Source organism: Streptomyces sp. CB00455 (assembly GCF_001905445.1).
Lineage (GTDB): Bacteria > Actinomycetota > Actinomycetes > Streptomycetales > Streptomycetaceae > Streptomyces.
The window spans coordinates 266121-292062 of record NZ_LIVQ01000005.1 but is presented as its reverse complement, the minus strand read 5'-3'; the positions used below and the strand labels follow the sequence as shown (position 1 = coordinate 292062).

The following is a 25942-nucleotide window of genomic DNA, read 5'->3' as shown; positions in this document are numbered from 1 at the left end:
GCCGCCCCGAGGCGGGGCCGGACGCCCGCCGCCGGGCCCGTCAGACGGGTACGGGAGCGAACGTCGCCGCCGCCGGGCCCGTCAGACGGGTACGGAAACGAACGTCCGCCCCGCCTCGTTCTCGACCAGGACCGCCCTGACGTCCGCCGGGTCCACCGCCGCCGAGCCGTCCAGCGCGGCCCCCTTGCCCTCGCCGTTGCCCTGATGTGCGACGACCCAGCTGCCCGCGGTGGAGCGCGTCCCGTCCCTGGAGACGACGACCAGCCGGCACCGCTCGCCGGGCGGGACCCCGGTGACCGCCGCGTGCACCCTCACCCACCGGGTGGCCGGGGTCAGCTGTACGGTCATCCGCGCGCCCGTGGCCCGGTCGGTCGCCGAGACCACCCTGGTCCCGGCCGGAAGCGGCGAAGGCGACGCCGTCGCCGAGGGCTGCGGCGGCAGGGCCACCGGCCCCCGGTCCGCGGAACCGAGCTGGGTCCCGCCCCAGAACACGGCTGCCAGCGAGGCCGCGGCGGCCAGCCCCGCCAGAGCGAGGCGGCGGCGCCGGCGGCCGTCCCGCTCGCCGCGCATCTCCCGGAGCGTGCGCTGGAGCAGCAGGTCCCCGCCCTGTGGCGGTCCGTCCAGGAAGGCCTCCTCGGGCACCTCGCCCAGCGCCGCCTTCATCTCCCGCAACGCTGCCACCTCCTGTCGGCACTGCACGCAGCCGCTCATGTGTTCCTCGACCCGGCGGACCTCCTCCTCGGTCAGGACGCCGAGCACGTACGGGCCGAGCTGTTCCTCCTCGTGCCGCTGCCGGTTCATGCCACCACCTCACGCAGTCCGGCGGGCTGCTGGGGTGGCCTGCCCGATCGTCTGCCGTTGCCGTTGTCCTTGAAGCTGTTGTCCCGGAAGACGTCGCGCAGTGCCTTGAGGGCGTAGTGCGAACGCGATTTGACCGTGCCCGCCGGGATACCGAGGCTGTCCGCGGCCTCGGCGACGCTGAGCTGGCGGTAGTACAACTCCTTGAGCACGTCGCGGTGTTCCGGCGACAGCTGGTCGAGTGCGCCGAGGACCGTCATCGCGTCCACCACCGAGTCGGCGTGGTCCGCCTCCACTGGTGGAGCGGCCGCGGCACCGGAGACCTCCGGCGGCCGGGCGGCCCGGGCCCGGTACCGGTCGGTGATGATGTTGCGGGCCACCGTCAGCAGCCAGCCGCGCACCGAGCCCTTTCCGTTGACCAGGACCTCGGAGTGCCGCCAGGCCCGGATGAGCGTCTCCTGGACGACGTCCTCGGCGGCGGCCCGGTCCCCGGTCAGCCGGGTGGCGTACGCGAGCAGGGCGTGGCCGTGCTCCTCGTACACCGACTTGATCAGCGCCTCATCGGTCGAGCCCCGCCGAGTGCGGGGCCACAGTGGTCCGGCCATCTCACCCTCTCCGTCTTCCTCGCCTGCCTGGTGCGGTCGGAACACGCGGCCCGGAGCCGTCCGGTTCACGTGGCGTAGGTCACCTCGCCCTCACGGGCGCGGCGCGGCGCGGCCGGGTCCGGACCCGGCGCGGTTCGTTCCGCATGGCGGCCACCGTGGCCGGTGGGGCCGCCCCCGTCAACCCGGCCTCCGCAGCCCGGGGGGCCCGGAGCCGGGGGGCCGCCCGGTGCGAACCCGCCGCGACGGAGCCGGGGTTGTCCGTGCGCCCGCTTGCCGGTCCCGGCGGCGACCGCGCACAGTACGACCCATGACACCACCCGCCCTGAGCCCCGCCGAGCTGCTGCACGCCTTCGCCCGCACCCGCGCCTCGCTCGACGGCGGGGAAGTGACCTTCTGGTGGACCGGCGACATCCACTCCTGGGCCCCCGGGGAGCCCTACCAGCGCCTGTTCGGCTTCGAGGGGGTCAACGTCGCCCGGCTCGCCGCGGACGGGGAGGACGGCGGATACCGGCTGCTGTCCAGGGAGGCCGCCTTCTACCTCGATCCGCGCACCCGGGAGATCCTGGAGACCTGGCAGGACGAACCGGTCGTCCACGTGTGGAACGACCCCGCGGGCCAGGTCTGGCGGCCGTTCCCGGTCCCCGTGACGGACCTGGGCGACCAGGTCTGCTTCAGCCTGGAGATCCCGCTCGCCTACCCCTCGCCGCTGCCGGTCGCCGACTACCCGGCCCACTCCGCCGACGACACCTACCGGGCACTGGAACTCTTCCAGTTCTTCGCCCCCGCGACCGCCCTCACCACCGACGCGCCCAGCGTCCCCGCGACGATGTCCTGGACCCGGATGTCGCCCTGGCTGCCCTGGATGGCACAGGGCCGCCGCCCCGGCGGCCTGACCTTCCACTGCCGCGGCCGCAAGCTCGGCTCCTACGCGGAGGTCCCGGAGCGCACCCGCGCCCACATCGCCGCGAACCACCCCGAATTCGCCCACGCCCCGGACCGGTGGACGGAGCCGAACGAGACCAGCTGGACGTACTTCCGGGGGCTCTTCCCGCCCCACGGCGGACGCCCGGACGCCTGACCGCCGAAGACCGCCAGACACCCGCACGGGGGTGCGGCAGGGGTGCGGCAGGGGGCGGACAAGGGTTTTCCCCGTATCGGGTTCACCCTCCCGTTGCCTACTGTCTGCCCACCGGCGATCTTCCCCCCGCCCCACGGCCGACACGCCAACCCCACATGGCATGATGCCGCAGCGCCGGGGGGAAACACCGGTACCGCCGTTGCCCCGACCCGCCGTCGCGGACGGGGCGACGTGGCGCGCGGCGGTGGCCGGGGGGAGTTCGACCAGCTCGCCCCCGGTCCCGCAGCCGTCGGTCACCTCCCACACTGCACCGACCGGCCGCTCCGGCCTGCCCGGAACCGGCCCTCGAAAGGGAACACCGTGCACGCATCCAGACGCAGGCTCATATCCGTGGTGGCGATGTCCGTCACCCTGCTCGCGGGCTCCGCGACCGCCTCCGTGGCCCTGGCCACCGAGGCCCCCGCCGCCCCCGCCGCCGCGGCCGGCACGGTCGCCGCCCCCGCAGCCCCGGTACAGAACCTCATCGTCGGATACAAGACCTCCGCCACCGAGGCCAGTTCCAACACCGCGGCCGCCGCCGACGCCACCGCCAAGGGCAAGAAGGCCGGCAAGAAGGCGACGTTCGACCGCCGCCTCGGCACCGGAGCCGCCCTGGTCAGCCTCGGCTCCGCCGTCGCCCCCGCCGACGCCGCCGGCCTCATGGCCCAGTTCCGGGCCGACCCGGACGTCGCCTACGTCGAGCCGGACAGCCGCGCCTACGCGCTGGCCACCACCCCCGACGACACCGAGTACGCCAAGCAGTGGGACCTCTTCGAGCCCACCGCCGGCATGAACGTCCCCGCCGCCTGGGACAAGACCACCGGCTCCGGCGTGACCGTCGCCGTGATCGACACCGGTTACGTCGCCCACTCCGACGTCGCCGCCAACGTGGTCGCCGGCTACGACTTCATCTCCGACGCCACCGGCGCCCGCGACGGCAACGGCCGCGACAGCAACCCCGCCGACCAGGGCGACTGGAGTGCCGCGGGCGAGTGCGGCACCGGTTCCAAGGCCAGTGACTCCTCCTGGCACGGCACGCACGTCGCCGGCACCATCGCCGCCTCCGCGAACAACGCCAAGGGCGTCGCCGGCATCGCGTACAACGCCAAGATCCAGCCCGTGCGCGTGCTCGGCAAGTGCGGCGGTGCCACCTCCGACATCGTCGACGCCATCACCTGGGCCTCCGGCGGCTCCGTCCCCGGCATCCCGGCGAACGCCACCCCCGCCAAGGTGATCAACATGAGCCTCGGCGGCTCCGGCGCCTGCACCGCCACCTACCAGAACGCCATCAACGCCGCCGTCGGCCGCGGCACGACCGTCGTCGTGGCCGCCGGCAACAGCAACGCGGACGCGAGCGGCTTCTCGCCCGCCAGCTGCAACAACGTGATCAACGTGGCCGCGGGCAACCGCACCGGCGACCGCTCCTTCTACTCCAACTACGGCTCGATCATCGACGTCACCGCCCCCGGAGGCGAGACCCGTCGCGCCACCGACACCCCCGGCACCGTCACCACGCCGGAGAACGGCATCCTCTCCAGCCTGAACGCCGGCACCACCACCCCCGGCGCCGAGATCTACAAGCCCTACCAGGGCACCAGCATGGCCGCCCCGCACATCGCGGGCCTCGCCGCGCTCCTCGTCGCCGCCAAGCCCGCGCTGACCCCCGGCCAGATCGAGGCGGCCATCAAGGCCAACGCCCGCCCGCTGGCCGGCACCTGCACCGGCGGCTGCGGCGCCGGTCTCGCCGACGCGGCCAAGACCGTCGCCTCCGTGACCTCCGGCCCCGCCACCCCCGGCCTGGAGAACCTCAACGACTACACCATCGGTGACAACACCACGGTGGAGAGCCCGATCACCGTCAGCGGGATCAGCGGCAACGCCCCGACCACCCTCAAGGTGGGCGTGAAGATCGTGCACACCTACATCGGTGACCTCAAGGTCGACCTCGTCGCCCCCGACGGCAGCGTCTACACGCTGCACAACCGGGCCGGCGCCGGCGCCGACAACATCAACCAGGTCTACACCGTCAACGCCTCCTCCGAGGCCGCGAACGGCACCTGGAAGCTCCGGGTGAACGACAACGCCGGCGGCGACACCGGCTACATCGACTCCTGGAACCTCGCCTTCTGACCCCTCCCCACCGGGACGGGGCAGGCCCCCGACCCGGCCTGACGGGCCGATAGTACGGACCAGACCCACCGCGCGGACCTGCCGATACACCTCGTAACGGCAGGTCCGACGGCTTTTCCCGCCACCCGGCTGATTTCTCCGTCACAATCCGGGTCCACCCGGCAGCCGACCTCGTATTGTCGCGTCTCACAGGAGAGGCACAGGAGCTGGGGACCGGAAGGCTGGTGGCTGTGTGGGGGCGGCGACGGGGCAGGCTGACGCGAGCGTCGGACAGGGCGAACTGGTCGAGGCGGTCGAGCGCGCACTGACCGCGCACGGCCGGGCCGTACTCACCGGCCCCACCGGCGCGGGCAAGACCGAGGTCGTCCGCGCGGTCGCGGCCGCCGCCGCGGCACGCCGCGAGACCGTGCTGCGCCTCGCACCCGAAGCCGCCGACCAGTGGATACCCGAGGCCGCCGCCGCCGCCCTCCTGGCCTCCGTCCCCTGCGCGGCCCTGGAACGGCTCTCCGGTCCCCAGCGCACCGCCATCGCGCTGCTGCGCCGCGAGGCCGACGCACCCCGCGACGGCCGCGACCACATCGCGCTGCGCCTCGCCGTCGCCGAGGTCCTGCGGACCCTCGCCGCCCGCCACCCCGTCCTCCTCGTCCTCGACAACGCCCAGTGGCTCGACGCCGAGAGCACCGACCTGCTCCGCTTCGCCCTGCGCCTCACCCCGCCCCGCGTCCGGGTCCTCGCGGCCGAGTGCGTCCAGGGCGGGACCCCGGTCGCCGAACCCCTCTGCGGCCCGGGCGCCCCCGCGATACGGGTACCCCCGCTCGGCGCCGACGAAGTCGCCGAACTCCTCGTCCGCCACGGCCTCCCCGCCCGCCTCGCCGGACGCATCCACCAGGCCAGCGGCGGCAACCCGCGCCTCGCCCTCGCCCTCGGCCGTTCCCTCGCCGAAGCCGCCACGGCCCGCGAGGGCAGCGCCCACCACTCCGACACCCTGCCCCTCACCGGGCAGGCCCGCGAAGTCGCCCGGCGGCTGCTCGCCGGCGCCCCCGCCGAGAGCCGCCGCACCCTCCTGCTGGCCGCCCTCGCCGCCCGCCCCACCACCGCCCTGCTGCGCCGGGCCGGACGCCCCGACGCCGAAGCCGAACTGGCCGAGGCGGAACGGGCCGCGCTCGTCCGGGTGGAGGAGGACGGCACCGTGGAGTTCACCGCCGGGGCCCTGCCCACCGCCCTGGCCGCCGACGCCGGCTGGCCCGAGCGCGCCGCCGGGCACGCCGCGCTGGCCGCCGCCGTCGACGACCCGGTCCAGGCCGTACGCCACCGCGCGCTCGCCGTGGACAGCCCCGACCAGTGGCTCGCCGCGGAGATCACCGAGGCCGCCGCCGTCTGCCGCCGCCGCGGCCAACGGGCGCTCGCCGCCGAACTCGGCCTGCTCGCCGCCGAACGCACGCCCTCCCACCTGGCCGGCGAAGGGCTCACCCGCCTGGTCACCGCCGCGGAGGACGCGGGCTGGGCCGGCCGCGCCGACCTCGCCCGCCGCGCCACCAGCGCCGTCCTGGCCCGTGACGCCTCGCCCGCCGACCGGGTCCGGGCCCGCCTCGCCGTGATCGACGCCGCCGGGCAGGCCCTCGGCGCCCTCGACGAGACCTTCGCGCACGCCATGGACGACGCCGCGGCGGACCCCTCCCTCCAGGCGGCCGTCCAGCTGCGCATCGCCTGGAAGCACAACCTCAGCGACGGCGACCCCGTGCGCTCCCGCGACGCCGCGGCCCGCGCCGGCGCACTCGCCGCACTCGGCGGCGACCAGGTCGCCCAGGCCATGGCCCTGACCGTACGGGCCCGCATGGGCCGCATCCTCGGCGACCCCGGCGCCGAGGCGATCCTCGCCGAGGCACTGGCCCTGCCGGCCCCCGAGGTCCCGCTCGGCATGCGCAACGCACCCCAGTACCTCGCCGTACGGCACGCGCTCTTCGACGACCGCCTGGACGACGCCCGCCGGCAGCTGATGGTGCTGCTGCCCGCCGTCCGGCGCACCGGCTCCGCCGAGGACGTCTTCGAAGTCCTGCGCAGCATCACGGAGGTCGAACTGCGCAGCGGCCGGTGCGAGGCGGCCTCCGCCCGTGCCCGCCAGGCCCTCGAACTGACCATAGAGGCGGGCCTCTCGCCCGGCCCCGCCTGGTACGTCGCCGCGATGGCCGAGGCCATGGGCGGCAGCTTCGCCCGGGCCGCCGGATACGCCCGGCGCGGCATCCAGGCCTCGCAGGAGGAGCACGACCAGGTCTTCCTCTCCCGCAGCCTGCACGCGCTCGGCCTCGTCGAACTGGCCACGGGGGAGGCGGCGAAGGCCGTCATGACCATGCGCCGGGTCGCCGAACTCGAAGCAGCCCAGAAGGTGGTGGACCCCTCGGTCCTGCGCTGGCACGGGGAGCTCGCCGAGGCCCTGGTCGCCGCCGACGCACCGGCGGAGGCCGCCCGGCTGGTCGACTCCGTCCGCACCGTCGCCGTCGGCCTCGGCCGCACCGGGGTGGTCGCGGCCCTCGACCGGGCCCGGGGCCTGTGCCTGTCCGCACAAGGCGAAGCCGACGCGGCCGTAGACCTCTTGGAGGCGACGGCCCGGCGCTTCACCACCCTCCGGCTGCCGTGGGAACGGGGCCGTACGCTGCTCGCGCTGGCCCGCGTGGAACGCCGCCGCCGGCGGCGCGCGTCCGCCCGGGCCGCCCTCCAGGCCGCGGCCGAGGTGTTCGACGCGGCCGGGGCGGCCCCCTGGGCGGAGATCGCCCGGCAGCCGGCGCCCGGTGAGGGCGGCCGCACGGAAGCGGCCTCGGCCACGAGTCTCACCGAGGCCGAGACCCGCCTGGCCCTCCTGGTCGGCCAGGGCGCCAGCAACCAGGAGGCGGCGGCCAAGCTGTTCGTCAGCGTCAAGACCGTGGAGGCCCGGCTGACGCGCATCTACCAGAAGCTCGACGTGCGCTCCCGGGCCCAGCTCGCCACCGCGCTGGCCGACGCCCTGCGCGCCCGCTGAGGGTCCGTCCGTCAGCAGCCGAGCCGGTCGCCCGGCGTCACCCCCAGGATCCGGGTGAAGCTCTGGTAGTTCGAGATCCGGCTCTGGACCTGTGCGGGATTGCCGCCGTTGCACTCCAGGGAGCCGTTGATGGAGCGGATCGTCTCGCCGAAGCCCGCGCCGCCCACCATCGCGGCGTGGGCGGTCATCGTCCCCGGGCCGTTCTGGGTGTTCCAGTACCACAGGGCCGTCTTCATCGCGACGGCCGGGTCCTGCTCCACCAGGTACGGGTTGGCCAGCAGGTTGATGCCCAGGGCGTCGCCGGCCGCCTTGTAGTTGAAGTTCCAGCTCAGCTGGATGGGTCCGCGCCCGTAGTAGGCGGCCTGGCCGGCCGGACAGCCGTAGGGCTGGCTCGCGTCGCAGTAGTGCGGGTAGTTGGCGGTGTTCTGCTCGACGATGTGGACGAGGCCGCCCGTCTCGTGCGAGACGTTCGCCAGGAAGGCGGCGGCCTCGCGCCGCTTCACCGTGTCGTCGCCGGTGTGGGCGAAGGCGGGGTACGCGGACAGGGCCGCGATCAGGCCGTTGTAGGTGTAGAAGGGGTTCCGGTTCGGGAACATCTGGTTGAACTGGGCCTCGGAGACCACGAAGCCGGACGGGTTGCCCGTACCGGGATCCGGGTCCTGGCCCCCGCCGCCACCGCAGACGCCCTGGTCCGACCAGACACCCCACTGACCGGTGGTCCCGGGCGTCTCGCCCTGGGTCCACCACTTCGCCTGCCAGTTGTGGCCGTTGTACGAGGCGCTCATGCCGTTCGTGTAGACGGCGGACGAGCCCCAGGGTCCGGCGCAGGCGGCGGCCGCGGCGGCGTGGGAGGAAGGGAGGGCGATGGCGAGGCCGGCCGTCACGGCCGCGGCAGCGGCCAGGGAGAGGGCGCGGCGACGAAGCGCACGTATCACGCAACTACTCCTTCAGTGGGGGGATTTACCGTGGGGGCGGTACCGGGACCCACTGAAGCGAAGGTGGTCTGAACCTGTCAAGGTCTAGACCAAACGAAAGCGCCGGCATGGCAGGCCATGCCGGCGCGCGACCGGAGGATCAGCTGCCGGCGGAGAGGTTGCCGGAGAGGACCGGGATGTTGTCGGCGATGTGCGAGAGCGAGTCGTCGCCCTTCGCCTGGGTGGAGTTCTCGGCGCACTGCTGGTTCTGCGGGTTGGCCAGCACATTGACGTCCTGAACACCGATGTTGGCGATGACCGCCAGCACGGACTGGACGTTGACCTTGGCCGGAAGGCCGACGCAGAGCTTGTTCAGGGATCCCTGGACCGCGGAGAGCTGCGGGCTCATCGCGCCCGCGGTCTCCTGGTTGCCGTAGATCTGCGAGGCGCCGTTGCCGTTCACGGTGTTCACACCGTTGTCGTTGCCGATCGCCATCGCCGGGGTGGCTACCGCGGCGCCCGCGCCCAGCACGGAGGCGGTGACTGCGGCGGTGGCCATGAACTTCTTGAACATGTGGGGAATCCTTCTGTCGCACTGTCGCGTGGATGGCTGCCCTCGGCGGGACGCGCTGATCAACTGCGGGGCGCGCTCCTGGTTATCCCCACTCACCCGGGTGGCCCAATGTGCGACGGGGCGGCCCGGTCCCGCCGCCGTGACGGCGAGACTGAGCTCCTCGCGTCCGAGGGTCAGCCGGTCTTGCGGCGGACCTTCTTGTTCTTGCCGCCGGGGCCGCTGCTGGAGCCCTGGACCTTCGCCCGGCTCTGGTGCGACTGCTGGGACTGGGCGCTCGCTGCGTTGCGCTCCAGAGCCTCCCGGAACTTGCGCTTCGCCTCGTCGGCCGGGGATTCGTCCTGCGGCGTGGTGTCTGCTTCGTCTGCCATATGTCCTCCTGGGGGTGATCAAGCCGTTTCAGTCTGTCAGCTGTCGTGCCCGCTGACCAGCGGGTTCGGTGCGAGGGGCGGGCGGAGCGGACCCAAGGAAAGCTTGGGAGGGTCATAAGATTTGGTTATGGGGCTATAAAGCGATACCGGGTGCCAGGTTAGGATTGCCTTCGTTTAGGGTTCCCCTTGATCCAGCTGCGATCACCGTGCTGTCGCTCGAAGGGAACCTCTGCCATGCCTCGCCCCCTGCGGGTAGCAATCGTCGGTGCCGGCCCGGCCGGTATCTACGCCGCCGACGCGCTGCTGAAGTCCGAGGCTGCCACCGAGCCCGGCGTGTCGATCGACCTCTTCGAGAAGATGCCCGCGCCGTTCGGCCTGATCCGCTACGGCGTGGCCCCCGACCACCCGCGGATCAAGGGCATCATCACCGCTCTGCACCAGGTGCTCGACAAGCCGCAGGTCCGCCTCTTCGGCAATGTCGACTACCCGAACGACATCAGCCTCGACGAGCTGCACTCCCTCTACGACGCCGTGATCTTCTCCACCGGCGCCACGGCCGACCGCGCGCTGGACATCCCGGGTGTCGACCTCGACGGTTCCCACGGCGCCGCCGACTTCGTCTCCTGGTACGACGGCCACCCGGACGTCCCGCGCACCTGGCCCCTGGAGGCGGAGAAGGTCGCCGTGCTCGGCGTCGGCAACGTCGCCCTGGACGTCGCGCGCATCCTCGCCAAGACCGCGGACGAACTGCTGCCGACCGAGATCCCGCCGAACGTCTACGAGGGCCTCAAGGCCAACAAGGCGCTGGAGGTCCACGTCTTCGGGCGCCGCGGCCCGGCCCAGGCCAAGTTCAGCCCCATGGAGCTGCGCGAACTCGACCACTCGCCCACCATCGAGGTCGTCGTCAACCCCGAGGACATCGACTACGACGAGGGCTCGATCGCGACCCGCCGCGCCAACAAGCAGGCGGACATGGTCGCCAAGACCCTGGAAAACTGGGCGATCCGCGACATCGGCGACCGGCCGCACAAGCTGTTCCTGCACTTCTTCGAGTCGCCGGCCGAGGTGCTCGGCGAGGACGGCAAGGTCGTCGGGCTGCGGACCGAGCGCACCGAGCTCGACGGCACCGGCAACGTGAAGGGCACCGGCCGGTTCACCGACTGGGACGTCCAGTCCGTCTACCGCGCCGTCGGCTACCTCTCCGACGAGCTCCCCAAGCTCCCCTGGGACGTCGCATCGGGCACCGTCCCGGACGAGGGCGGCCGCGTGATCGAGGGCGGGGTCCACCTCCGGTCGACCTACGTGACCGGGTGGATCCGGCGCGGTCCGATCGGTCTGATCGGTCACACCAAGGGCGACGCGAACGAGACCGTCGCGAACCTGCTGGCCGACCACGCGCAGGGCCGCCTGCACGACCCGGCCACGCCGGCGCCCGAGGCCGTCGACGCGTTCCTCGCCGAGCGCGGCGTCCGGTACACCACGTGGGAGGGCTGGCACCGGCTGGACGCCGCCGAGAAGGCGCTGGGCGAACCCCAGGGCCGCGAGCGCGTGAAGATCGTCGAGCGCGACGGGATGCTGGAGGCCAGCGGAGCCTGACGCGGGCGAACGCGGGAGCCGGCACGCGCGGCGGCGGGACCGGTCCGGGTCCCGCACGCGCTCCGGCCGCCCGGTTCGTCACCTGCGCGAAATGGCCGAAAAGCTGCTCCTCCCGGCGCGCCGGTCGTCTCCCGCGCGCCCTCCCGCACGGCTCGGCCGGCGGACGGCGGCCCGATCACGCCCCTCACCCGGGGGGCGCGCGATCCGGACGGAATGCCGTGCCGCCGACGGGGGTTCGAACCAGCGCGAGACCTGATCCCTTACGCACTGGAGAGCTCATGAAGATCGGCATCATCGGCGCGGGCAACATCGGCGGCAACCTGACCCGTCGCCTCACGGCCCTGGGCCACGAGGTGTCCGTGGCGAACTCGCGCGGCCCGCACACCCTGACCGCCCTCGCCGAGGAGACCGGCGCCACCCCCGTCACCGTCGCGGAAGCGGCGCGGGGGGCCGAGATCGTCGTGGTCACCGTCCCCTTCAAGAATGTGCCGGACCTGCCCGCCGGCCTCTTCGACGGCGCCGCCGAGGGCTTCACCGTCATCGACACCGGCAACTACTACCCGCAGCGGCGCGACGGCCGGATCGCCGGCGTCGAGGACGAGGGTCTCACCGAGAGCCGCTGGACCGAGCGGCACCTCGGACACCCCGTGATCAAGGCGTTCAACGGCACCTACGCCCAGGACATCCTCGACCGGCACCGTCCGGCGGGCGCCCCGGACCGGATGGCGCTGCCCGTCGCGGGCGACGACGCGGCCGGCAAGGAGGCCGTCCGCGCGCTCATCGACCAGCTCGGCTTCGACACCGTCGACGCCGGCGGGATCGACGACTCCTGGCGCCAGCAGCCCGACACCCCCGTCTACGGGCTCCGTGAAGGTGTCGAGGGCGTCACCAAGGCGCTCGCCGAGGCGTCGCCGCAACGCCCGGAGGGCTTCCGCGGCTGACGCGGGCGCGCAGCCGGCCGGGACGGCTCAGGCCGTGTCGGCCCGTTCGCCGCGGGAGGCCGTCAGGTGGCCGGCCCGGCGCGCGAGGGGCCGCCTGCCCCGGACCACTGCCGCGCGGCGCGCGGCAGCCCGCGATGCCACGATGGTAGGGGGAGGCGGAAAGCAGGCGGCGGCATGACGACGACATCCGCGCGGACGCCTTCGCGCCGGGGGGCTGTTCTCCCGGCGCGAACGCGCGGTGATCGTGGCCGCCGCCCTCTCCATGCTGCTCGTGCAGATGGACTGGTTCGCACTGAACCTGATGCTCCCGGTCATCGCCCGGGACTTCCACACCCCCACCACCGACCTGCAATGGCTGGTCAGCGGTTACATGCTGGCCCTCGGTGCTTTCATGATCACCGGCGGACGCGCCGCCGACCTCTTCGGCCGCCGCCGCGTCCTCGTCGCCGGACTGGCAGGCTTCGCGGCGGTCTCCGCGGTCTGCGCCGCCGCGCAGAACACGGCCTGGCTCACCACGGGCCGCGTGCTCCAGGGATGCGCCGCCGCGCTCGTCCTGCCGGTCTGCGTGGCCGTGGTCACCGCCCACTTCCGCGACGCGCGCCAGGGCAGGGCCCTGGCCACCGTCTTCGCCTTCAGCGCCATCGGCACGGCCCTCGGCCCCTTCGTCGGCGGAGCCTTCGCCGAACACGTCAGCTGGCGGGCGGTGTTCCTGCTCAACGTGCCGCTCTGCGCCGTCGCCGCCGTCCTCCTGCTGCGCTGCGTGCCACGGACGCGCCACGAGGAGGCCGGCGGCGGCCTCGACGTCCCCGGCGTGCTGACCCTGGCCGGCGGCCTGACCACGATCATGATCGGGGTCGACCAGGCGGCGCACTGGGGCTGGGCCTCAGCGGCCACACTGGCCTGCCTGACCGGCGGCGCCGGGCTGCTGGCGGTCTTCGTCCGCCTGGAGCGGCGCGCCGCCGAGCCCCTGCTGGACCTGTCCCTGTTGCGGAGCCGCCCGTTCGTGGCCCTCACCCTGGCCGGTTCGCTGTCCAACATCGTCTACTGCCTGGTCGCCGTCCTGTCCGCCCTCTACCTCCAGCAGGCGCGAGGGCTCTCCCCCTTCGACTCCGGGCTGATCTTCCTGGCGCTGTCCGGGGGAGCGGGCGCCGCGAGCTACTGGTCGGGCCGCCTGGCCCAGCGGGTGCGGCCCGACGCGCTGATGGCCGCCGGGATGCTGCTGTGCGGTGTCAGCCTGTTCGCCCTCACCTGGACCACCCGGCTCGTGCCGTACACCGCGGTCTTCGCCGTGGTGGGGGCCGGAGTGGGGCTGGGCTGGGCGCTGACCAGCGTGGCCACGCAGTCCTGTGTCCCCGCGAACCGCCTGGCCGCCGCGTCCGGTCTCGTGTTCACCTCGCTGGTGCTCCTCGGCGCCGTCGCGGTGGCCGTCGCCGCCACGGTGCTGGAGGCGATCAGCGGTTCGGCGGGCGCAGCGGCGTCGGACGGCGCCGCCATCGAGGCGATCCTGCGGGTGGGCGCCCTGCTCTCGGTGCTCGGCGCCGCCGCGCTGGCGGTGGTCGTACGCCGGACCGGCCGGGGGTGCGCGGACGGCGGGGGGATCAGGGCCTGACGTGCCGGGCGGCCATGCGGCCAGGCCCCAGCTCGATGGTGAAGGTGACCTGCTGCTCTTCCGAGAGCACCTGCGGGTCGTGCTCTATGTCCTCGCGCTCGACGAAGACGGGCTCCGTCTCGCCGAGGGGGAGGATGAACCCGTATCCCCGGTCACGGTCGTACGACTGGACGAACCCCTTGACGCGCGGTTCCATCGTGCACCTCCGTCCTACGAGGCTGACCGACGCGGCGCGGTACCGCCCTCCGGGCGACTCCGACCGGGTGAGGCCCGGTCTCGGGGCCGGCTCACCCGTGCTCCAGCAGGCCCCGTACGAAGGCGGCCTGGCCGGCGTGCTGCAGGTCGTCGGCCAGCACACTGGTCAGGCGTACCCCCAGGGTGACCGGCGGGTCCCAGCGCTCGTCCACCACGCGGTCCAGGTCCGCGGCGGCGAGTTCCCGCACGAACCGCGAGGACTGCTCGTGCACGGCGTCGAAGTACTCCAGCAGCAGCTCGCCGGAGTCGACCCGGACCGAGCCGGCCTGCCGCGCGGTGTGTCCGTACCCGGTGGAGCCGGCGGGCAGCGGCAGGGCGAAGCGGGCCGCCCAGTCCTGGGCCTGCCAGACCTGTTCCAGGCCGGCGGCCTGCGCGACGTGATCGTCCTGGACCCGGGTCAGGTGCCAGACGAGCCAGGTGATCGAGTTCGCCGCGGGGCCGACGCGCGCGTTGAGCCGCTCCGCCGGGAGCCCCTCGACGACCTCGTGCACGATCTCCCGGATGCGTCCGAGTCCCTCGGCGATGACGTCCGTAGCCTTCATGCCCCCACCATGCAGGGAGCCGCCGCCCGGCCACCGCGAGCGACACGCGGCCGCGCGGGCCTCGGCGCGGTCTACCGGGCGGCGCCGGCCACGGCCTCCTCGGCCTCCTCGGCCTTCTTGTCGGTCCCGTCCGCCACCGCGGCCGGCTGCTGAAGGCCGGCCGTGGCGCTCGCCGCGCTCGGGGTGGCGTGGCCGCCGCGCAGGCCGAACCGGCTGATCACCGCGACCAGGGCGAAGGCGGCCGCGCCGATGCCGAAGGTCAGGGTGAACCCGGACTCGGCGGGCAGCGCCGGGACGCCCGGCGGCAGGTGCTCGATGGTCTTGGAAGCCAGGATGGTGGTGACGATGGCACTGCCGATCGCGCTGCCCGTGGAGCGGGAGATCGAGTTGATGCCGTTGGCGATACCGCTCTGGTGGTGCGGGACGCTGGCCATGATGACGGCGGGCATGGCGGCGTAGCCGAAGCTGACGGCCGCGCCCACGACCAGACCGGCCCCGATGACCGAGGCGCTGTGCTGGTGGTCCAGCGCGAGCCAGCCGAAGCCGGCGGCGCCGAGCACGGCGGCCAGGCCCAGGGCGACGCGCGGGCCGCGGTGGCGCACCAGCTGGCCGCCGACGGGGGAGGCGAGCAGCGAGACGATGGCACCGGGCAGCAGGAACTGCACGGAGGCGCGCAGGATGGAGGCGTCGAATCCGTAGCCGGTGAGCGCCTGGGGCATCTGCACGAGGTAGGAGACGCCGAGGAAGTTCGCGAACATGCCGAAGCCGACGAGGATGCCGGCGAGGTTGGCCATCAGCACCGGGCGGTGAACGAACATCCGCATGTCGACGAGCGGCTCGCGGACCTTGAGCTCGGTCAGCACCCAGACGGCGGTCATGACGACGGCGCCGGCGAAGCTGCCCAGAGTGCGCCCGGAGGCCCAGCCCCACTCGTGGCCCTGGGAGATCGGCAGCAGGAGCAGGAGCAGCGCGATGCCGAGGGTCAGCGCGCCGAGGAAGTCGGTGCGCCCGCCGGTCTTGTGGCGGGTCGCGGGGACCAGGGTGACGACCGCGACCAGGGCGAGGGTCGCGAAGCCGGTGGCCATCCAGAACGCGTTGCGGTAGTCCGCGTCGGATCCGGAGGTGAGCAGTCCGGTGGCGACGAGCGCCAGGCCGCTGCCGAACGCGAGCGTGCCGCTGACCAGCGCCATGGCGCCAGGCAGCTTCTGCGGCCGGACCTCCTCGCGCAGGACGGAGAGCGCCAGCGGGAAGATCGCGGTGGCGGCTCCCTGGAGCACCCGGCCGAGGATCAGCAGGGGCAGAGAGGTCGCCAGGGCGGCGACGACGGATCCGGCCACCATGACGCCGAGCACGGCCACCAGCGTCGGCTTCTTGCCGTGCTGGTCGCCGAACCGGCCGAGGAGCGGGGTGAAGACGGCCGCCGACAGCAGGGTGGCGGTGGTCACCCAGCTCACGTTGGCCGTCGAGGTGCCGAGGTCGTTGCGGATCAGACCGAGGATCGGGACCGGCAGGGTCTGCATCATCGACACGACCATCGCGGCGAGGCTCAGGGCGAAGACGATGACCGTCTCGTTCCTGTGCCCGGCGGCCGGGGCGTCGGCGGGGGAGGGGGTGCTCATGGCTGGCAGGACCTTCTTCGTGCGTCAGAGCTTCAGGACACAGATGTTTGATGTCATCAAGTAACTGCACTGACGGTAGACGCCGATACTTAAGGTGGTCAAGTAAACAATTGATAATGTCAATTATCGTGAGTACGCTCCAGACATGAGCGACACCGCCCCGCACACCCCCACCAAGCTCCAGCTGCTGGAACTGCTCGCCGCGATCGGAACCGCCCAATGGCGGGACTTCGCGGCCGCGGCCGCCCATCACGGCCTCACCTCCACCCAGGCCAAGGTCCTCGCCCAGCTCGACGGCCCCCTCCCGATGCGCGGACTGGCCGCCCTGCTGGTGTGCGACGCGTCGAACGTCACCGGCATCGTCGACCGCCTGGAGGCGCGCGAGCTGGTGCGCCGCGAGGCGGACCCCGCCGACCGCCGGGTCAAGAACGTGGTCGCCACGGACGCGGGCCGCGAGGTCATCCGCCGGGTGCGCGAAGAGATGCAGGCGACCCACGGCGCCCTCGACGCCCTCGACGAGGCCGAGAGCGCGACGCTCTACGCCCTCCTCGGCCGGCTGCGCCCCACCATGGAGGCCTGACCCGGCAGCCGGCGACGCTGGCGCCCGTCCGGCAGCGCGCCGGGGATCCCCCCGCCGGGCGGTCCGCCGGGTCCGCTAGGGTCGGGCGCCATGAGCAGCGGCGCGGACGGCGGGCACGTACGACTCCTGCGGGCGGCCGACCGTACCGCCGCCCCCTGGAAGAACGGCGGGGGAGTCACCCGCGAGATCGCGGCCCGGCCCGAGGGCGCCGGTACGCAGGACTTCCTCTGGCGGGTCAGCCTCGCCGAGGTGGGGGCCGACGGCCCCTTCTCGGTCTTCCCCGGCGTCGAGCGCACCCTCACCCTCGCGAGGGGCGCCGGCATGGCCCTCGACGTCGGCGGTGTCCGGCGCCTCGTCGACGAGCGCTACGCACCGCAGGACTTCGCCGGGGACGAACCGGCCCACTGCCGGCTCCTCGACGGCCCCGTCGTCAACTTCAACGTGATGTACCGCAGGGAGGCGACGTCGGCGGAGACCGCCGTCGTGCGCGGCCTGCTGTCCCTCGCCGTCCCGCCGGACGGGGCCTTGCTGGTGGTGGCCCTGGAGGGGCCCGCGGTACTCGAACCGCCCGGCACCTGCGCGCCGCACGAGGAGCTGGCGCCCTACGACGCCGCCCTGCTCACCGGGGTGCCCGGCTGCCGGATGCGCACCGCCGGGCGCGCGGCGGTGGTGCGGTTCGCCCCCGTCGCGCCCGCCACCGGCGGGGCGTAGCCCTCCCCGGCCCCGGCCGGCCGCCGTAATGTCCCGGGCCGCCGTAATGTCCCGGGCCGCACCGACGTCCCGTGCCGCACCGATGTCCCGTGCCGCACCGGCGTCCCGCGACCCGACCGTTCAACGGGCGCCCAGTTTCACCCACTTCGCCGTACTGGGCACACCCTTCGCGTCGAGCAGGAACAGCATGTAGTAGCCGGGAGGCGCGTCCGCCGCGGTCGGTGGCGTGCGCAGTCCGATCGTGGTGCCGCGCACGCCGGTGAACCGCAGCTCCAAGTGGCGCTGGCTGGTGTTGACGGAGTGCGTGACGGTCGTCGGCGCCAGCAGGACGGCGCGCGCCACGTCCTCGGGCGTGGAGCTCACGACCTGGAAGGCGCTGTCGTATCCGAGGTCGCCGGCAGGCGCGCGGTCCAGGGCCGGCCGGGGACCGCGGTGGAGGTAGGCGGGCTCGTAGAGCTCGATGCTGCCGTCCATCCCGTCCCCGATGTCGGGGTCGTTGGCGATCTGCTGGAGCTCGTCCCCCGTCACCATCATCCGGCCGTCCGGCATGACCAGGGCGTTGGAGTGGTAGCCGCGGGGCAGTCGCTGGGCCGGGCCGAGGCTCCAGTGCCCGCGCGCGTCGCGCAGCTCGATCTGCCGGTACTTCAGGTCGGCCTTCGGGTTGAACGGACCGTTGCCGTAGTCCCGGGTGTCGAGTGCGCCGTTGACGGTGAGCAGTGTGCCGTCCGGCAGGATCAGGGTGTCGTCCTGGGTGCGTCCGAAGGCGCGCGGCTCCTCGGTGCTCCAGCGGCCGCCGGACAGGCGGTACGTGTGGGGGTCGCGCGGGTCGCCGCCGAGCACGAGGACGGAGTCGGGGCCGCGGAAGCCGGCCGGCAGCGGCACGGCCGAGCCGTAGCCCCGGAAGTCGGCCGGCCGCCGGGGCAGGTCGCCGCGCACCTCCTTGACCGGATCGAACAGCCACTGCTGGTCGGCGTCGCGGCCCAGACCGTAGATCATCCCGTCCCGCAGGGAGAACAGGTGCGGATAGTCGTTGCGGAAGGGGGCGTCCGCCCGCAGCCGCTGCGAGGGGACGTCCAGCGGGATGTCGAACGGCCGCCGCGGGACGGGGTGGCGCAGGGCGGGGAAGCGTTCCACCACCGGGGTGGGCGTGCCCGTACCGCGCTCGGACTGGCCGGACATGATGATCTGCCGGCCGTCGGCCCCGGTCACGACGGAGGGGTACCAGCGGCCCACGGACATGTCCCGGTTGCGGAACCAGGTCTCGGTCCACGGGTCGAACACGAACGACAGTCTGGCGCCGCTGCCGCCCTTGCCGCCGACGTTGCCGCCGAAGACACCGACCATCCCGTTGGGGAGGTAGGCGTGGCCCGCGCAGAAGAAGGGCGCCGGGCGGGGGGCGTAGGTGCCGTCGGGCATGAGGACGACGGGCGGCGCCACCTTCTTGAACGCCTGCGCACCGGTGCCCCGGGCGGGGTCCCAGAGGAAGGCCCGGCCCGCGTTGGTGCGGCCGACCGTGTTCGTGGGACCCGTCTCCTTCGTGGGGTCTGCCTGCACGCGCTCGAAGGAGAAGAGCAGCACCTTGCCCGTGGGCAGCTGGGCCACGTGGACGCCGAAGTCGGGGGAGGGGAAGAACTGCGTGAACCGGCCGGACCTCGCGGCCGCGAAGCCCTTGTTGAGCTCGCGCTGCGACTCCTGGAGCGCGCTCAGGCTCGCCGTGCGCTTCGACTGCGGGTAGCCGCGGGTGCCCTCGGCCGCTGTGCGCAGCCGGGCGTGCACCCGGGCATGGTCTTCGCCGATGACCGCGGCCTCGTCCGGTCGCGGCCCGGGTCCGGGTGCCGCCGCGGCGAGGGGGGCGGCGGCCGGGGCGGGAGCCGGCGCGGGGTGGGCGGGGTGTCGTGTCGCGAGGGCCTCGGCGGAGGAAGGCGCCGTGAGGGCCAGGGCCGAGGCGAGCAGCCACGCGGAGACCGCGGCGGACCGGTGGGCGCGGGACATGGAGCTCCTCACCGCAGGAGGGACCGGCGCACCGGCCGGCTCCGTCACCCGCTGAAAGTCTGATGGAGTGCGCCGATAGTAGGAGAAAGGGGATCAATCGGATGGCTGCGACGCGGGCTGGAGCCCCTCGGCCGCGCGGGACCGCCCGACTGATCGTTTCTCCGGCGCACGGACGGCTTACCCGCGGACCGGCCGGGCGAGGGGACCGCGCACGTCGGATGCGCCGCGTCAGGCCGACGCCCGCCGCACCAGCGACGTGGCGGTGATCACCGGAGCGGCCGCCGCGCGAGCGTCCCCGCCGGCGCCGGCGGGCCCGGTTGCGGTCCCGGTCCCGGTCCCGGCCAGGGCGTCCAGGAGCAGCCGCGCCATCATGCGGCCCATGCCCTCTATGTCCTGACGTACGGTCGTCAGCGGCGGATCCGCGCTCCCGGCCACCGCCTCGGCGTCGTCGAAGCCGACCACCGCCACATCGGCCGGGACCGTCCGGCCGCGCTCGCGCAGCACCCGCAGCGCGCCCGTCGCCATCAGGTCGTTGGCGGCGAACACCGCGTCGATCCCCGGCCGCCGGTCCAGCAGTTCGGCCATCGCGCGGGCTCCGCCCTCCACGGTGAAGTCCCCCTCCGCGACCAGCGCGGGGTCCGCCGACGGCAATTCGTCGCGGTAGCCGCTCAGCCGGTCGGCCGCCGAGGTCTGGTCCAGCGGGCCGGCGATGTGCGCGATCCGCTCCCGCCCCCGCGCCAGCAGGTACCGTACGGCCTCGCGCGCGCCCCCGCGGTTGTCCGCGTCGACGTACGCCACGGCGCTCCCGGGCTCCCCGGGGCCGGCCGTCCAGCCCGGCCGGCCTCCGTAGACCGTGGGCAGGCCGATCCGGCGGGTGATCGCGGGCAGCGGATCGTCGGTGTGCAGGGAGAACGCGAGCGCGCCGTCGACGTGCCCGCCCGCCAGGTAGCGCTCGATCCGGTCGTAGTCGCCGCGGTCCTCCACCAGGAGCAGCACCAGCTGGGTGTCGTGCGCGGTCAGTTCCTTGGCAATGCCGCGCACCTGGCGGGAGAAGAACGGGTCGGAGAAGATCCGGACCTCCGGCTCGGCGATGATCACGGCAACGGCGCCGGTACGCCGGGTGACCAGAGTGCGCGCCGCGGGATTGGGCACGTAGCCGAGGTCCCGGACGGCCTCGCGCACCCTGGCCACCAGGTGCGCGCGGACCCCGTCACCGCCGTTGACGACGCGGGACGCGGTCGCCCGGGAGACCCCGGCGCGCGCCGCCACCGCTTCCAGGGTGGGGCGGTCCCCGGCACGCTGTTCGGGCACGGGCGCTCCTCCTGGTGTCCGCCGGCAGTGGTCATGCCGCGCAGCAGGGTAACCCGCAGGGCGGGGACGCCGAGGACGCGCCCGCCCGCTGCGGGCCCCGGAGCGGGCGGGGTCCGCAGCGCCGGGCGCGCAGCCGAGCCGGGTTCAGCCGGTGGCGAGGAGCGTGAGCGTGTCGATCACACGGTTGGAGAAGCCCCACTCGTTGTCGTACCAGGCGACGACCTTGACGTGGCGGCCGTCGACTCGGGTGAGGGCCGAGTCGAAGACGGCCGAAGCGGGATTGCCCGTGATGTCGGAGGAGACGAGCGGGTCGTCGGAGTACTCGAGCACGCCGGCCAGCGGGCCCTGCGCCGCGGCGCGGTAGGCCGCCAGTACGTCCTCGCGCGTCACGTCGCGTGCGACGGTCGTGTTGAGCTCGACGATCGAACCGACCGGAACCGGCACGCGGATCGAGTCACCCGACAGCTTGCCGTCGAGGTTCGGCAGTACGAGGCCGATGGCCTTGGCGGCGCCCGTCGTGGTCGGCACGATGTTGACGGCGGCGGCGCGGGCCCGGCGGGCGTCGCGGTGCGGGCCGTCCTGCAGGTTCTGCTCCTGCGTGTAGGCGTGCACCGTCGTCATGAAGCCGTGCTCGATGCCGGCGAGTTCGTCGAGCACCGCGGCCAGCGGCGCGAGGGCGTTCGTCGTGCACGAGGCGTTCGAGACGATCGTGTGCCGGGCCGGGTCGTAGGCGTCGCTGTTGACCCCGTAGGCGAGCGTGACGTCGGCGCCGTCCGAGGGGGCGCTGACCAGGACCTTCTTCGCTCCCGCCGTGAGGTGGCCGCGGGCCGCCGCCGCCGACGTGAACCGGCCGGTCGCCTCCAGCACGATGTCGACGCCGAGCTCGGCCCAGGGCAGCTGCTCCGGCTCGCGCTCCGCGAGCACCCTGATGCGCCGGCCGTCTACCACCAGGGCGTTCCCGTCGACGGTCACCGGGCGGCCGAGCCGGCCGGCCGTGGTGTCGTAGGCGAGCAGCCGGGCGAGGGTCGCGGGTTCCGTGAGGTCGTTGACGGCGACGACCTCCAGTTCGCTGTCCCGTTCGAGCAGTGCGCGCAGCACGTTGCGCCCGATGCGGCCGAATCCGTTGATGGCGATGCGAGTCATGAGTGTGTCCCCTTCTCTCCCCACCAGGCTCGCTCCCGCCGCCGGTCCGCGACAGCGGCGAGATTGCCACGGTTCGAAAGGATCTCGCCATGGCGGCGCCGGGCGGCTAGCCGCCCTGGGCGAAGGTGCGCCGGTATTCGCTCGGTGTGGTGCCCAGGATGTGCTGGAAGTGCAGCCGCAGATTCGCACCGGTGCCCAGGCCCACGTCGGAGGCGATCTGCTCGACGCTGCGCTCCGACCGTTCGAGCAGCTCACGGGCCACGTCGATCCGGGCGCGCATGATCCACTGCATCGGCGTGTACCCGGTGTCCTGGGCGAAGCGCCGCGAAAAGGTGCGGGGCGACACCGCCGCGTGCTCGGCGAGCGCGTCGAGCGTGAGGGGTTCGCCGAGCCGGTGCAGCGCCCACTCGCGGGTGGCGGCGAACCGCTCACCGAGCGGCTCCGGCACGCTGCGCGGCACGTACTGCGCCTGGCCGCCGCTGCGGTAGGGAGCCGCGACCAGACGCCGGGCCGCGTGGTTCGACGCGGCCACCCCGAGGTCGCGGCGCAGGACGTGCAGGCACAGGTCGATGCCCGAGGCGGCCCCGGCCGAGGTCAGTACGGTGCCCTCGTCGACGAACAGGACGTTCTCGTCGAGCCGGACGAGCGGATGCTTCGCCAGGAGCGCCCGTGCGTAGTGCCAGTGGGTCGTGGCGCGCTTGCCGTCGAGCAGGCCCGTGGCGGCGAGCGCGAACGCGCCCGTCGAGATGGCGGCGAGCCGCGCGCCCCGGTCGTGGGCGGCGATCAGTGCTTCGATCACGGCCGGCGGCGGGTCATCGCGGTCCGGGAACCGGTAGCCGGGCACGAAGACGATGTCGGCCCACGCGAGGGCGTCGAGCCCGTGGGACACGGCGTACGACAGGCCGTCGCCGCCGGTCACGAGCCCGGGCGCCGCGCCGCACACGCGCACCTCGTACGGCATGCTCGCCCGGGTCGCGAAGACCTGCGCGGGGATGCCGACGTCGAGCGGTTTCGCACCTTCGAGCACGAGGACGGCGACACGGTGCAGGCGGGGGACGGACACAGGTAGAGGGTACGCGGGGCCCCACCGGCGCGGGCCGCCCGCGCTCGTGCGGGTGCCCGTCGAGGGCGGGCAGGGGACGGGCTGAGGGCGGGCTGGGGACGGGCGAGGACTGGCTGGGGACGGGCGGGGGACGGAACCATACGGACGCAGCGGGCCGGGTCGCCGCCCGGGTCGCCGGCACCGGCTTGTCACTCCGCTCCTCACCCGGGGCGCCACCCGAGTGGGGGAACGGGGTGGGGTGACCCGGCCGGGTCAGGCGCGGGGGCCCAGGACCTGCTGGGCGTGCGGGAGATCGTGGACGTCGGCGGCGCTTCCGGTCAGCGGCAGCAGGCCCGACAGCGGACACCGCGACGGCACCTCGTGGTCGACCTCCCACTCGCGCGTCGCGGCGGCGCTGCCGTCGCGGGCGGCGGTCGTGCAGACGGCGTAGAGGCGGCCCGCGCAGCCCCGGCAGAGCAGGGCGTCGTGGCCGGTCACGGTCGTCCCGCCGGTCGCGGCGCGGCCGCGGGCGGGCGCCGGCCGGCCGGGCCGCCCGAGGTGCCGGGTCCGGCCTCGCGTGGACGCCGGCGGGCCGGGCCGCCCGACGTGCCGGGTGCGGCGGGCGCTTGTAGCGTCATGCGCGTCAGGAGTCCGGGTGATCCGACAGGACTCCGCCGGCCGGTGCGCGGCCGCGGACCACGCTCCGCGGGCGCGCCGAGCCGCCCGAGCGCAGCCCCCGCCGAGGGTGGGACGACCTGTTCCCCGCCCCGTGGCCGGGCGCACGCGCAGCCCCCGTACGAGAGGCCGTGCCGATGCCGAACGACGCCCCGACAGCGAGCCTCCTGCGTGTGGAGAAGGGGCAGGCCGCACCGGAAGAGCTGGCGGCGATCGCCGTGGTGGTCGCCTGCTACGCGAACCGCACCGCCCGAGCCGGTGACACGGCGAAGGGCCGCCGGGCCCGGGGATCCGGCCGGACCGCCGGGCGACCGCGCGCCGTCCGCCCCGACGCAGGCTGCTGGGCGGGCTGCTGGGCCTGCCGCTGAGCCGTGCCCGGCTGCCGTCGGCCCCGGCCTGGTCGTCGGGTCCGCGTCCCGTCCGCGTGGCATGCCGGTCGTCGGGTCCGCGTCCCGTCCGCCCGCCGCCGGCTCCGGCACGGCGACCGTGGCGTCCCGTCCGGCCGCCGCTGTGGCCCGTCCGCCGGCCGCGCGGGCGGCCGGCGAACGGGAGGGCCCCGTGGTCACTTCCGGCGCAGTACCGTCGAGAGGACCTCCAGGAGGGTCGCCCGGGGATCGGCCACCGCCCCCTCCGAGCGCCACGCCACGAACCCGTCCGGGCGTACGAGCACCGCGCCTTGGGCGTCCATCCCGTGGACCTCCGCCCAGTCGGCGCCGACCTCCTGGACCAGGTCCGCCTCCGGCCCGGGACCGATCGTGTAGGCGTCCAGCCGGACCCCCAGCCGCTCGGCCACCTGCCGGGCCGCGTCCTGCCACGGCGTCCCCGCCCCGCCGAGCAGCACGAAGGACCGCTCGTACAGGTCCAGGGTCGAGATCCGCTCGCCGGCCCGGGCCAGCCACATGTGCGGGGCCCGCGTGCCCGTGTCACCCATCAGGCGCAGTGCCTCCGGGATGATCGGCCGCGCCGGATCGCCGCCGACGACCGCGCCGCGCGGATAGCAGTAGCCCATCGCCGTGGTGAGGACCCCGCTGCCCGGTCCGCCGCCCATGGTGGGCGGCGGCGCGTACCCCGGGTGGCTGTGTTCCGCCGAACGGGCCGACGCCCGCTCGCTCGTGGCGCGCGCCACCGGGAGCCGCTCGGCCTCGTAGGTGCCCAGCAGCCCGATGCCCGCAGACCCGTCCAGCACCGCGGCGATCTTCCAGGCCAGGTTGTGCGCGTCCTGGATGCCGGTGTTCGAGCCGAACGCCCCGGTCGGTGCCATCTCGTGGGCCGCGTCGCCGGCCAGGAACACCCGTCCGGACGAGTACTGCTCCGCCACCCGTTCGGCCGCGTGCCAGGGAGCCTTGCCGCCGATCTCCACGTCCAGGTCGGCCACGCCGATCGCGTTGCGGATCTGCTCCACGCAGCGCTCGTCGGTGAAGTCCTCCAGGGTCTCGCCCCGCTCCGGGTGCCAGGGCGCGTGGAAGACCCACTGCGTCGCGTTGTCCACCGGCAGCAGCGCCCCGTCCGCTCCCGGACGCATCAGGTAGCAGACGATGAAACGCAGGTCGCCCAGCACCCCGGCCAGCCGCTCCGAGCGGAAGGTCACGCTCACGTTGTGGAACAGCTCGCCGTTGCCCGTCTGGGGGATCCGCAACTGCTCCCTCACGGGGCTGCGCGGTCCGTCCGCGGCGATCAGGAAGTCGGCCCGCACGGTGGTGTGCTCACCCGTCTCGCGGTCCTTGACCACGGCACTCACCCCCGTGGCGTCCTGGACGAAGGACATCAGCTCGGTGGAGAAGCGGATGTCCGCCCCTTGCGCGCGGCTCTGCGCGGCCAGCACCGGCTCGATGTTGTTCTGGCTGCACAGGCACCACCCGGTCGGGCTGAAACGCCGCAGCGCCCCCGCCGGATCGATCGTCTTGACCAGCCACGTGTGGTCACCCCCGGTCAGTGACCGGGCCTGCAGAATGCCCTGGTTGCCCTCCAGTACGGACGCCGCCCGGCGGATCGCGCCCTCCGCCCCCGCCGTACGGAAGAGCTCCATGGTCCGGGCGTTGATGCCCCGGCCGCGCGGGTGCGCTGACGTACCGGAGTGCTTCTCGACCAGCAGGTGCCTCACTCCGTGGCGGCTCAGGAAAAGCGAGGTGGACAGGCCCACGAGGGAGCCGCCCACGACGAGAACCGGTACGCGAACATCGGCTTTGTCTTCCATCAGCTGCGGGCTCCTGTTTTCTGTGTGGGGGAGTGGACTCTTTATGCCCCCGATCGTCTGCCAGGCCCGGTTGATTTGCCGGTTGTCACCCGCTTGATCCGGACATGTAGCGGTACGTCGCCACCCGGATGACGATGAGCGACAGCGGCTCCCGCCGGCCCGCCGTTCCGCACGAGACGGCCCCCGGCCCGGGCGGACGCCACCGGTGACGGA

23 protein-coding genes are annotated in these 25942 nt (G+C 73.9%); 9 read left to right on the top strand and 14 right to left on the bottom strand.

Annotation, left to right across the window (positions count from 1 at the left end; translation table 11 throughout):
- Positions 1-81 precede the first annotated feature (81 nt).
- Positions 82-801, bottom strand: coding sequence for a zf-HC2 domain-containing protein (locus tag AMK16_RS21535; RefSeq protein ID WP_073918248.1), 720 nt, complete (start codon positions 799-801; stop codon positions 82-84).
- Entirely contained in the window at positions 798-1403 is a 606-nt protein-coding gene (locus tag AMK16_RS21530; RefSeq protein ID WP_073918246.1) for a sigma-70 family RNA polymerase sigma factor, read from the bottom strand. Before AMK16_RS21530 ends, AMK16_RS21535 begins: the two co-directional genes overlap by 4 nt.
- 307 nt (positions 1404-1710) lie before the next feature.
- Between AMK16_RS21530 and AMK16_RS21525 the strand changes: the two genes are divergently transcribed.
- The 3 genes from AMK16_RS21525 (at position 1711) to AMK16_RS21515 (ending at position 7663) form a co-directional block, all read left to right on the top strand.
- Positions 1711-2481, top strand: coding sequence for a DUF1838 family protein (locus tag AMK16_RS21525; RefSeq protein ID WP_073918245.1), 771 nt, complete (start codon positions 1711-1713; stop codon positions 2479-2481).
- Positions 2482-2880: 399 nt separating this feature from the next.
- Positions 2881-4650, top strand: coding sequence for a S8 family peptidase (locus AMK16_RS21520; protein WP_073918857.1), 1770 nt, complete (start codon positions 2881-2883; stop codon positions 4648-4650).
- Between the two features lie 232 nt (positions 4651-4882).
- Complete coding sequence (locus tag AMK16_RS21515) at positions 4883-7663, top strand: helix-turn-helix transcriptional regulator (RefSeq protein ID WP_107417207.1); 2781 nt, start codon at positions 4883-4885, stop codon at positions 7661-7663.
- 11 nt (positions 7664-7674) lie between these two features.
- On the opposite strand, the gene AMK16_RS21510 is transcribed toward AMK16_RS21515, so the two are convergent.
- The 3 genes from AMK16_RS21510 to AMK16_RS21500 form a co-directional block, all read right to left on the bottom strand.
- Positions 7675-8598 (bottom strand): glycoside hydrolase family 19 protein, encoded by a 924-nt coding sequence (locus tag AMK16_RS21510; protein WP_073918243.1) that lies wholly within the window; start codon positions 8596-8598, stop codon positions 7675-7677.
- 139 nt (positions 8599-8737) lie between these two features.
- Positions 8738-9151, bottom strand: coding sequence for a rodlin (locus AMK16_RS21505; RefSeq protein WP_073918241.1), 414 nt, complete (start codon positions 9149-9151; stop codon positions 8738-8740).
- A gap of 173 nt (positions 9152-9324) precedes the next feature.
- On the bottom strand, positions 9325-9519 hold the full coding sequence (locus tag AMK16_RS21500) for a DUF5302 domain-containing protein (RefSeq protein WP_073918240.1): 195 nt from the start codon (positions 9517-9519) through the stop codon (positions 9325-9327).
- A gap of 234 nt (positions 9520-9753) precedes the next feature.
- Here AMK16_RS21500 and AMK16_RS21495 point away from each other — a divergent pair, with 234 nt between their 5' ends.
- The 3 genes from AMK16_RS21495 to AMK16_RS21485 all read left to right on the top strand — a co-directional run bounded on the left by AMK16_RS21495 (position 9754) and on the right by AMK16_RS21485 (position 13665).
- Positions 9754-11115, top strand: a complete 1362-nt coding sequence (locus tag AMK16_RS21495; protein ID WP_073918238.1) for an FAD-dependent oxidoreductase — start codon at positions 9754-9756, stop codon at positions 11113-11115.
- A gap of 278 nt (positions 11116-11393) precedes the next feature.
- Entirely contained in the window at positions 11394-12056 is a 663-nt protein-coding gene (locus AMK16_RS21490; RefSeq protein ID WP_073918237.1) for an NADPH-dependent F420 reductase, read from the top strand.
- Positions 12057-12294: 238 nt separating this feature from the next.
- Positions 12295-13665: an MFS transporter gene (locus AMK16_RS21485; protein WP_079191641.1), complete on the top strand. Its 1371-nt coding sequence runs from the start codon at positions 12295-12297 to the stop codon at positions 13663-13665.
- Here AMK16_RS21485 and AMK16_RS21480 read toward each other — a convergent pair.
- The 3 genes from AMK16_RS21480 to AMK16_RS21470 all read right to left on the bottom strand — a co-directional run bounded on the left by AMK16_RS21480 (position 13655) and on the right by AMK16_RS21470 (position 16081).
- On the bottom strand, positions 13655-13861 hold the full coding sequence (locus tag AMK16_RS21480) for a cold-shock protein (protein WP_073918235.1): 207 nt from the start codon (positions 13859-13861) through the stop codon (positions 13655-13657). The genes AMK16_RS21485 and AMK16_RS21480 overlap by 11 nt on opposite strands.
- 91 nt (positions 13862-13952) lie before the next feature.
- The gene (locus AMK16_RS21475; protein WP_073918234.1) at positions 13953-14462 is read right to left on the bottom strand and encodes a mycothiol transferase; all 510 of its coding nucleotides are present in this window, start codon (positions 14460-14462) and stop codon (positions 13953-13955) included.
- Positions 14463-14533: 71 nt separating this feature from the next.
- Entirely contained in the window at positions 14534-16081 is a 1548-nt protein-coding gene (locus AMK16_RS21470; protein WP_242438831.1) for an MFS transporter, read from the bottom strand.
- A gap of 145 nt (positions 16082-16226) precedes the next feature.
- Between AMK16_RS21470 and AMK16_RS21465 the strand changes: the two genes are divergently transcribed.
- Positions 16227-16661 (top strand): MarR family winged helix-turn-helix transcriptional regulator, encoded by a 435-nt coding sequence (locus tag AMK16_RS21465; RefSeq protein WP_073918232.1) that lies wholly within the window; start codon positions 16227-16229, stop codon positions 16659-16661.
- 90 nt (positions 16662-16751) lie between these two features.
- Entirely contained in the window at positions 16752-17372 is a 621-nt protein-coding gene (locus AMK16_RS21460) for a HutD/Ves family protein (protein WP_073918231.1), read from the top strand.
- Positions 17373-17492: 120 nt separating this feature from the next.
- Here AMK16_RS21460 and AMK16_RS21455 read toward each other — a convergent pair whose 3' ends face one another.
- The 5 genes from AMK16_RS21455 to AMK16_RS21435 all read right to left on the bottom strand — a co-directional run bounded on the left by AMK16_RS21455 (position 17493) and on the right by AMK16_RS21435 (position 23358).
- Entirely contained in the window at positions 17493-19364 is a 1872-nt protein-coding gene (locus AMK16_RS21455) for a glyoxal oxidase (protein ID WP_073918229.1), read from the bottom strand.
- A gap of 228 nt (positions 19365-19592) precedes the next feature.
- A complete protein-coding gene (locus AMK16_RS21450) occupies positions 19593-20675 on the bottom strand; it encodes a LacI family DNA-binding transcriptional regulator (RefSeq protein WP_073918228.1) in 1083 nt (360 codons plus the stop codon).
- Between the two features lie 144 nt (positions 20676-20819).
- Entirely contained in the window at positions 20820-21818 is a 999-nt protein-coding gene (gene gap / locus AMK16_RS21445) for a type I glyceraldehyde-3-phosphate dehydrogenase (RefSeq protein ID WP_073918226.1), read from the bottom strand.
- A gap of 106 nt (positions 21819-21924) precedes the next feature.
- Entirely contained in the window at positions 21925-22881 is a 957-nt protein-coding gene (locus tag AMK16_RS21440) for a GlxA family transcriptional regulator (RefSeq protein ID WP_073918224.1), read from the bottom strand.
- Between the two features lie 252 nt (positions 22882-23133).
- Positions 23134-23358: a hypothetical protein gene (locus tag AMK16_RS21435; protein WP_073918222.1), complete on the bottom strand. Its 225-nt coding sequence runs from the start codon at positions 23356-23358 to the stop codon at positions 23134-23136.
- A 314-nt stretch (positions 23359-23672) separates the two neighbouring features.
- Between AMK16_RS21435 and AMK16_RS21430 the strand changes: the two genes are divergently transcribed.
- Positions 23673-23903 (top strand): acyl-CoA carboxylase epsilon subunit, encoded by a 231-nt coding sequence (locus AMK16_RS21430; protein ID WP_073918220.1) that lies wholly within the window; start codon positions 23673-23675, stop codon positions 23901-23903.
- Positions 23904-24097: 194 nt separating this feature from the next.
- On the opposite strand, the gene AMK16_RS21425 is transcribed toward AMK16_RS21430, so the two are convergent.
- Positions 24098-25729, bottom strand: a complete 1632-nt coding sequence (locus tag AMK16_RS21425) for an FAD-dependent oxidoreductase (RefSeq protein WP_073918218.1) — start codon at positions 25727-25729, stop codon at positions 24098-24100.
- Positions 25730-25942 lie beyond the last annotated feature (213 nt).

Coding starts and splice junctions, on each gene's coding strand:
- AMK16_RS21535 (WP_073918248.1), bottom strand. CDS start 801: ATGAACCGGCAGCGGCACGAGGAGGAACAGCTCGGCCCGTACGTGCTC.
- AMK16_RS21530 (WP_073918246.1), bottom strand. CDS start 1,403: ATGGCCGGACCACTGTGGCCCCGCACTCGGCGGGGCTCGACCGATGAG.
- AMK16_RS21525 (WP_073918245.1), top strand. CDS start 1,711: ATGACACCACCCGCCCTGAGCCCCGCCGAGCTGCTGCACGCCTTCGCC.
- AMK16_RS21520 (WP_073918857.1), top strand. CDS start 2,881: ATGTCCGTCACCCTGCTCGCGGGCTCCGCGACCGCCTCCGTGGCCCTG.
- AMK16_RS21505 (WP_073918241.1), bottom strand. CDS start 9,151: ATGTTCAAGAAGTTCATGGCCACCGCCGCAGTCACCGCCTCCGTGCTG.
- AMK16_RS21500 (WP_073918240.1), bottom strand. CDS start 9,519: ATGGCAGACGAAGCAGACACCACGCCGCAGGACGAATCCCCGGCCGAC.
- AMK16_RS21495 (WP_073918238.1), top strand. CDS start 9,754: ATGCCTCGCCCCCTGCGGGTAGCAATCGTCGGTGCCGGCCCGGCCGGT.
- AMK16_RS21490 (WP_073918237.1), top strand. CDS start 11,394: ATGAAGATCGGCATCATCGGCGCGGGCAACATCGGCGGCAACCTGACC.
- AMK16_RS21480 (WP_073918235.1), bottom strand. CDS start 13,861: ATGGAACCGCGCGTCAAGGGGTTCGTCCAGTCGTACGACCGTGACCGG.
- AMK16_RS21475 (WP_073918234.1), bottom strand. CDS start 14,462: ATGAAGGCTACGGACGTCATCGCCGAGGGACTCGGACGCATCCGGGAG.
- AMK16_RS21470 (WP_242438831.1), bottom strand. CDS start 16,081: ATGAGCACCCCCTCCCCCGCCGACGCCCCGGCCGCCGGGCACAGGAAC.
- AMK16_RS21465 (WP_073918232.1), top strand. CDS start 16,227: ATGAGCGACACCGCCCCGCACACCCCCACCAAGCTCCAGCTGCTGGAA.
- AMK16_RS21460 (WP_073918231.1), top strand. CDS start 16,752: ATGAGCAGCGGCGCGGACGGCGGGCACGTACGACTCCTGCGGGCGGCC.
- AMK16_RS21455 (WP_073918229.1), bottom strand. CDS start 19,364: ATGTCCCGCGCCCACCGGTCCGCCGCGGTCTCCGCGTGGCTGCTCGCC.
- gap (WP_073918226.1), bottom strand. CDS start 21,818: ATGACTCGCATCGCCATCAACGGATTCGGCCGCATCGGGCGCAACGTG.
- AMK16_RS21430 (WP_073918220.1), top strand. CDS start 23,673: ATGCCGAACGACGCCCCGACAGCGAGCCTCCTGCGTGTGGAGAAGGGG.
- AMK16_RS21425 (WP_073918218.1), bottom strand. CDS start 25,729: ATGGAAGACAAAGCCGATGTTCGCGTACCGGTTCTCGTCGTGGGCGGC.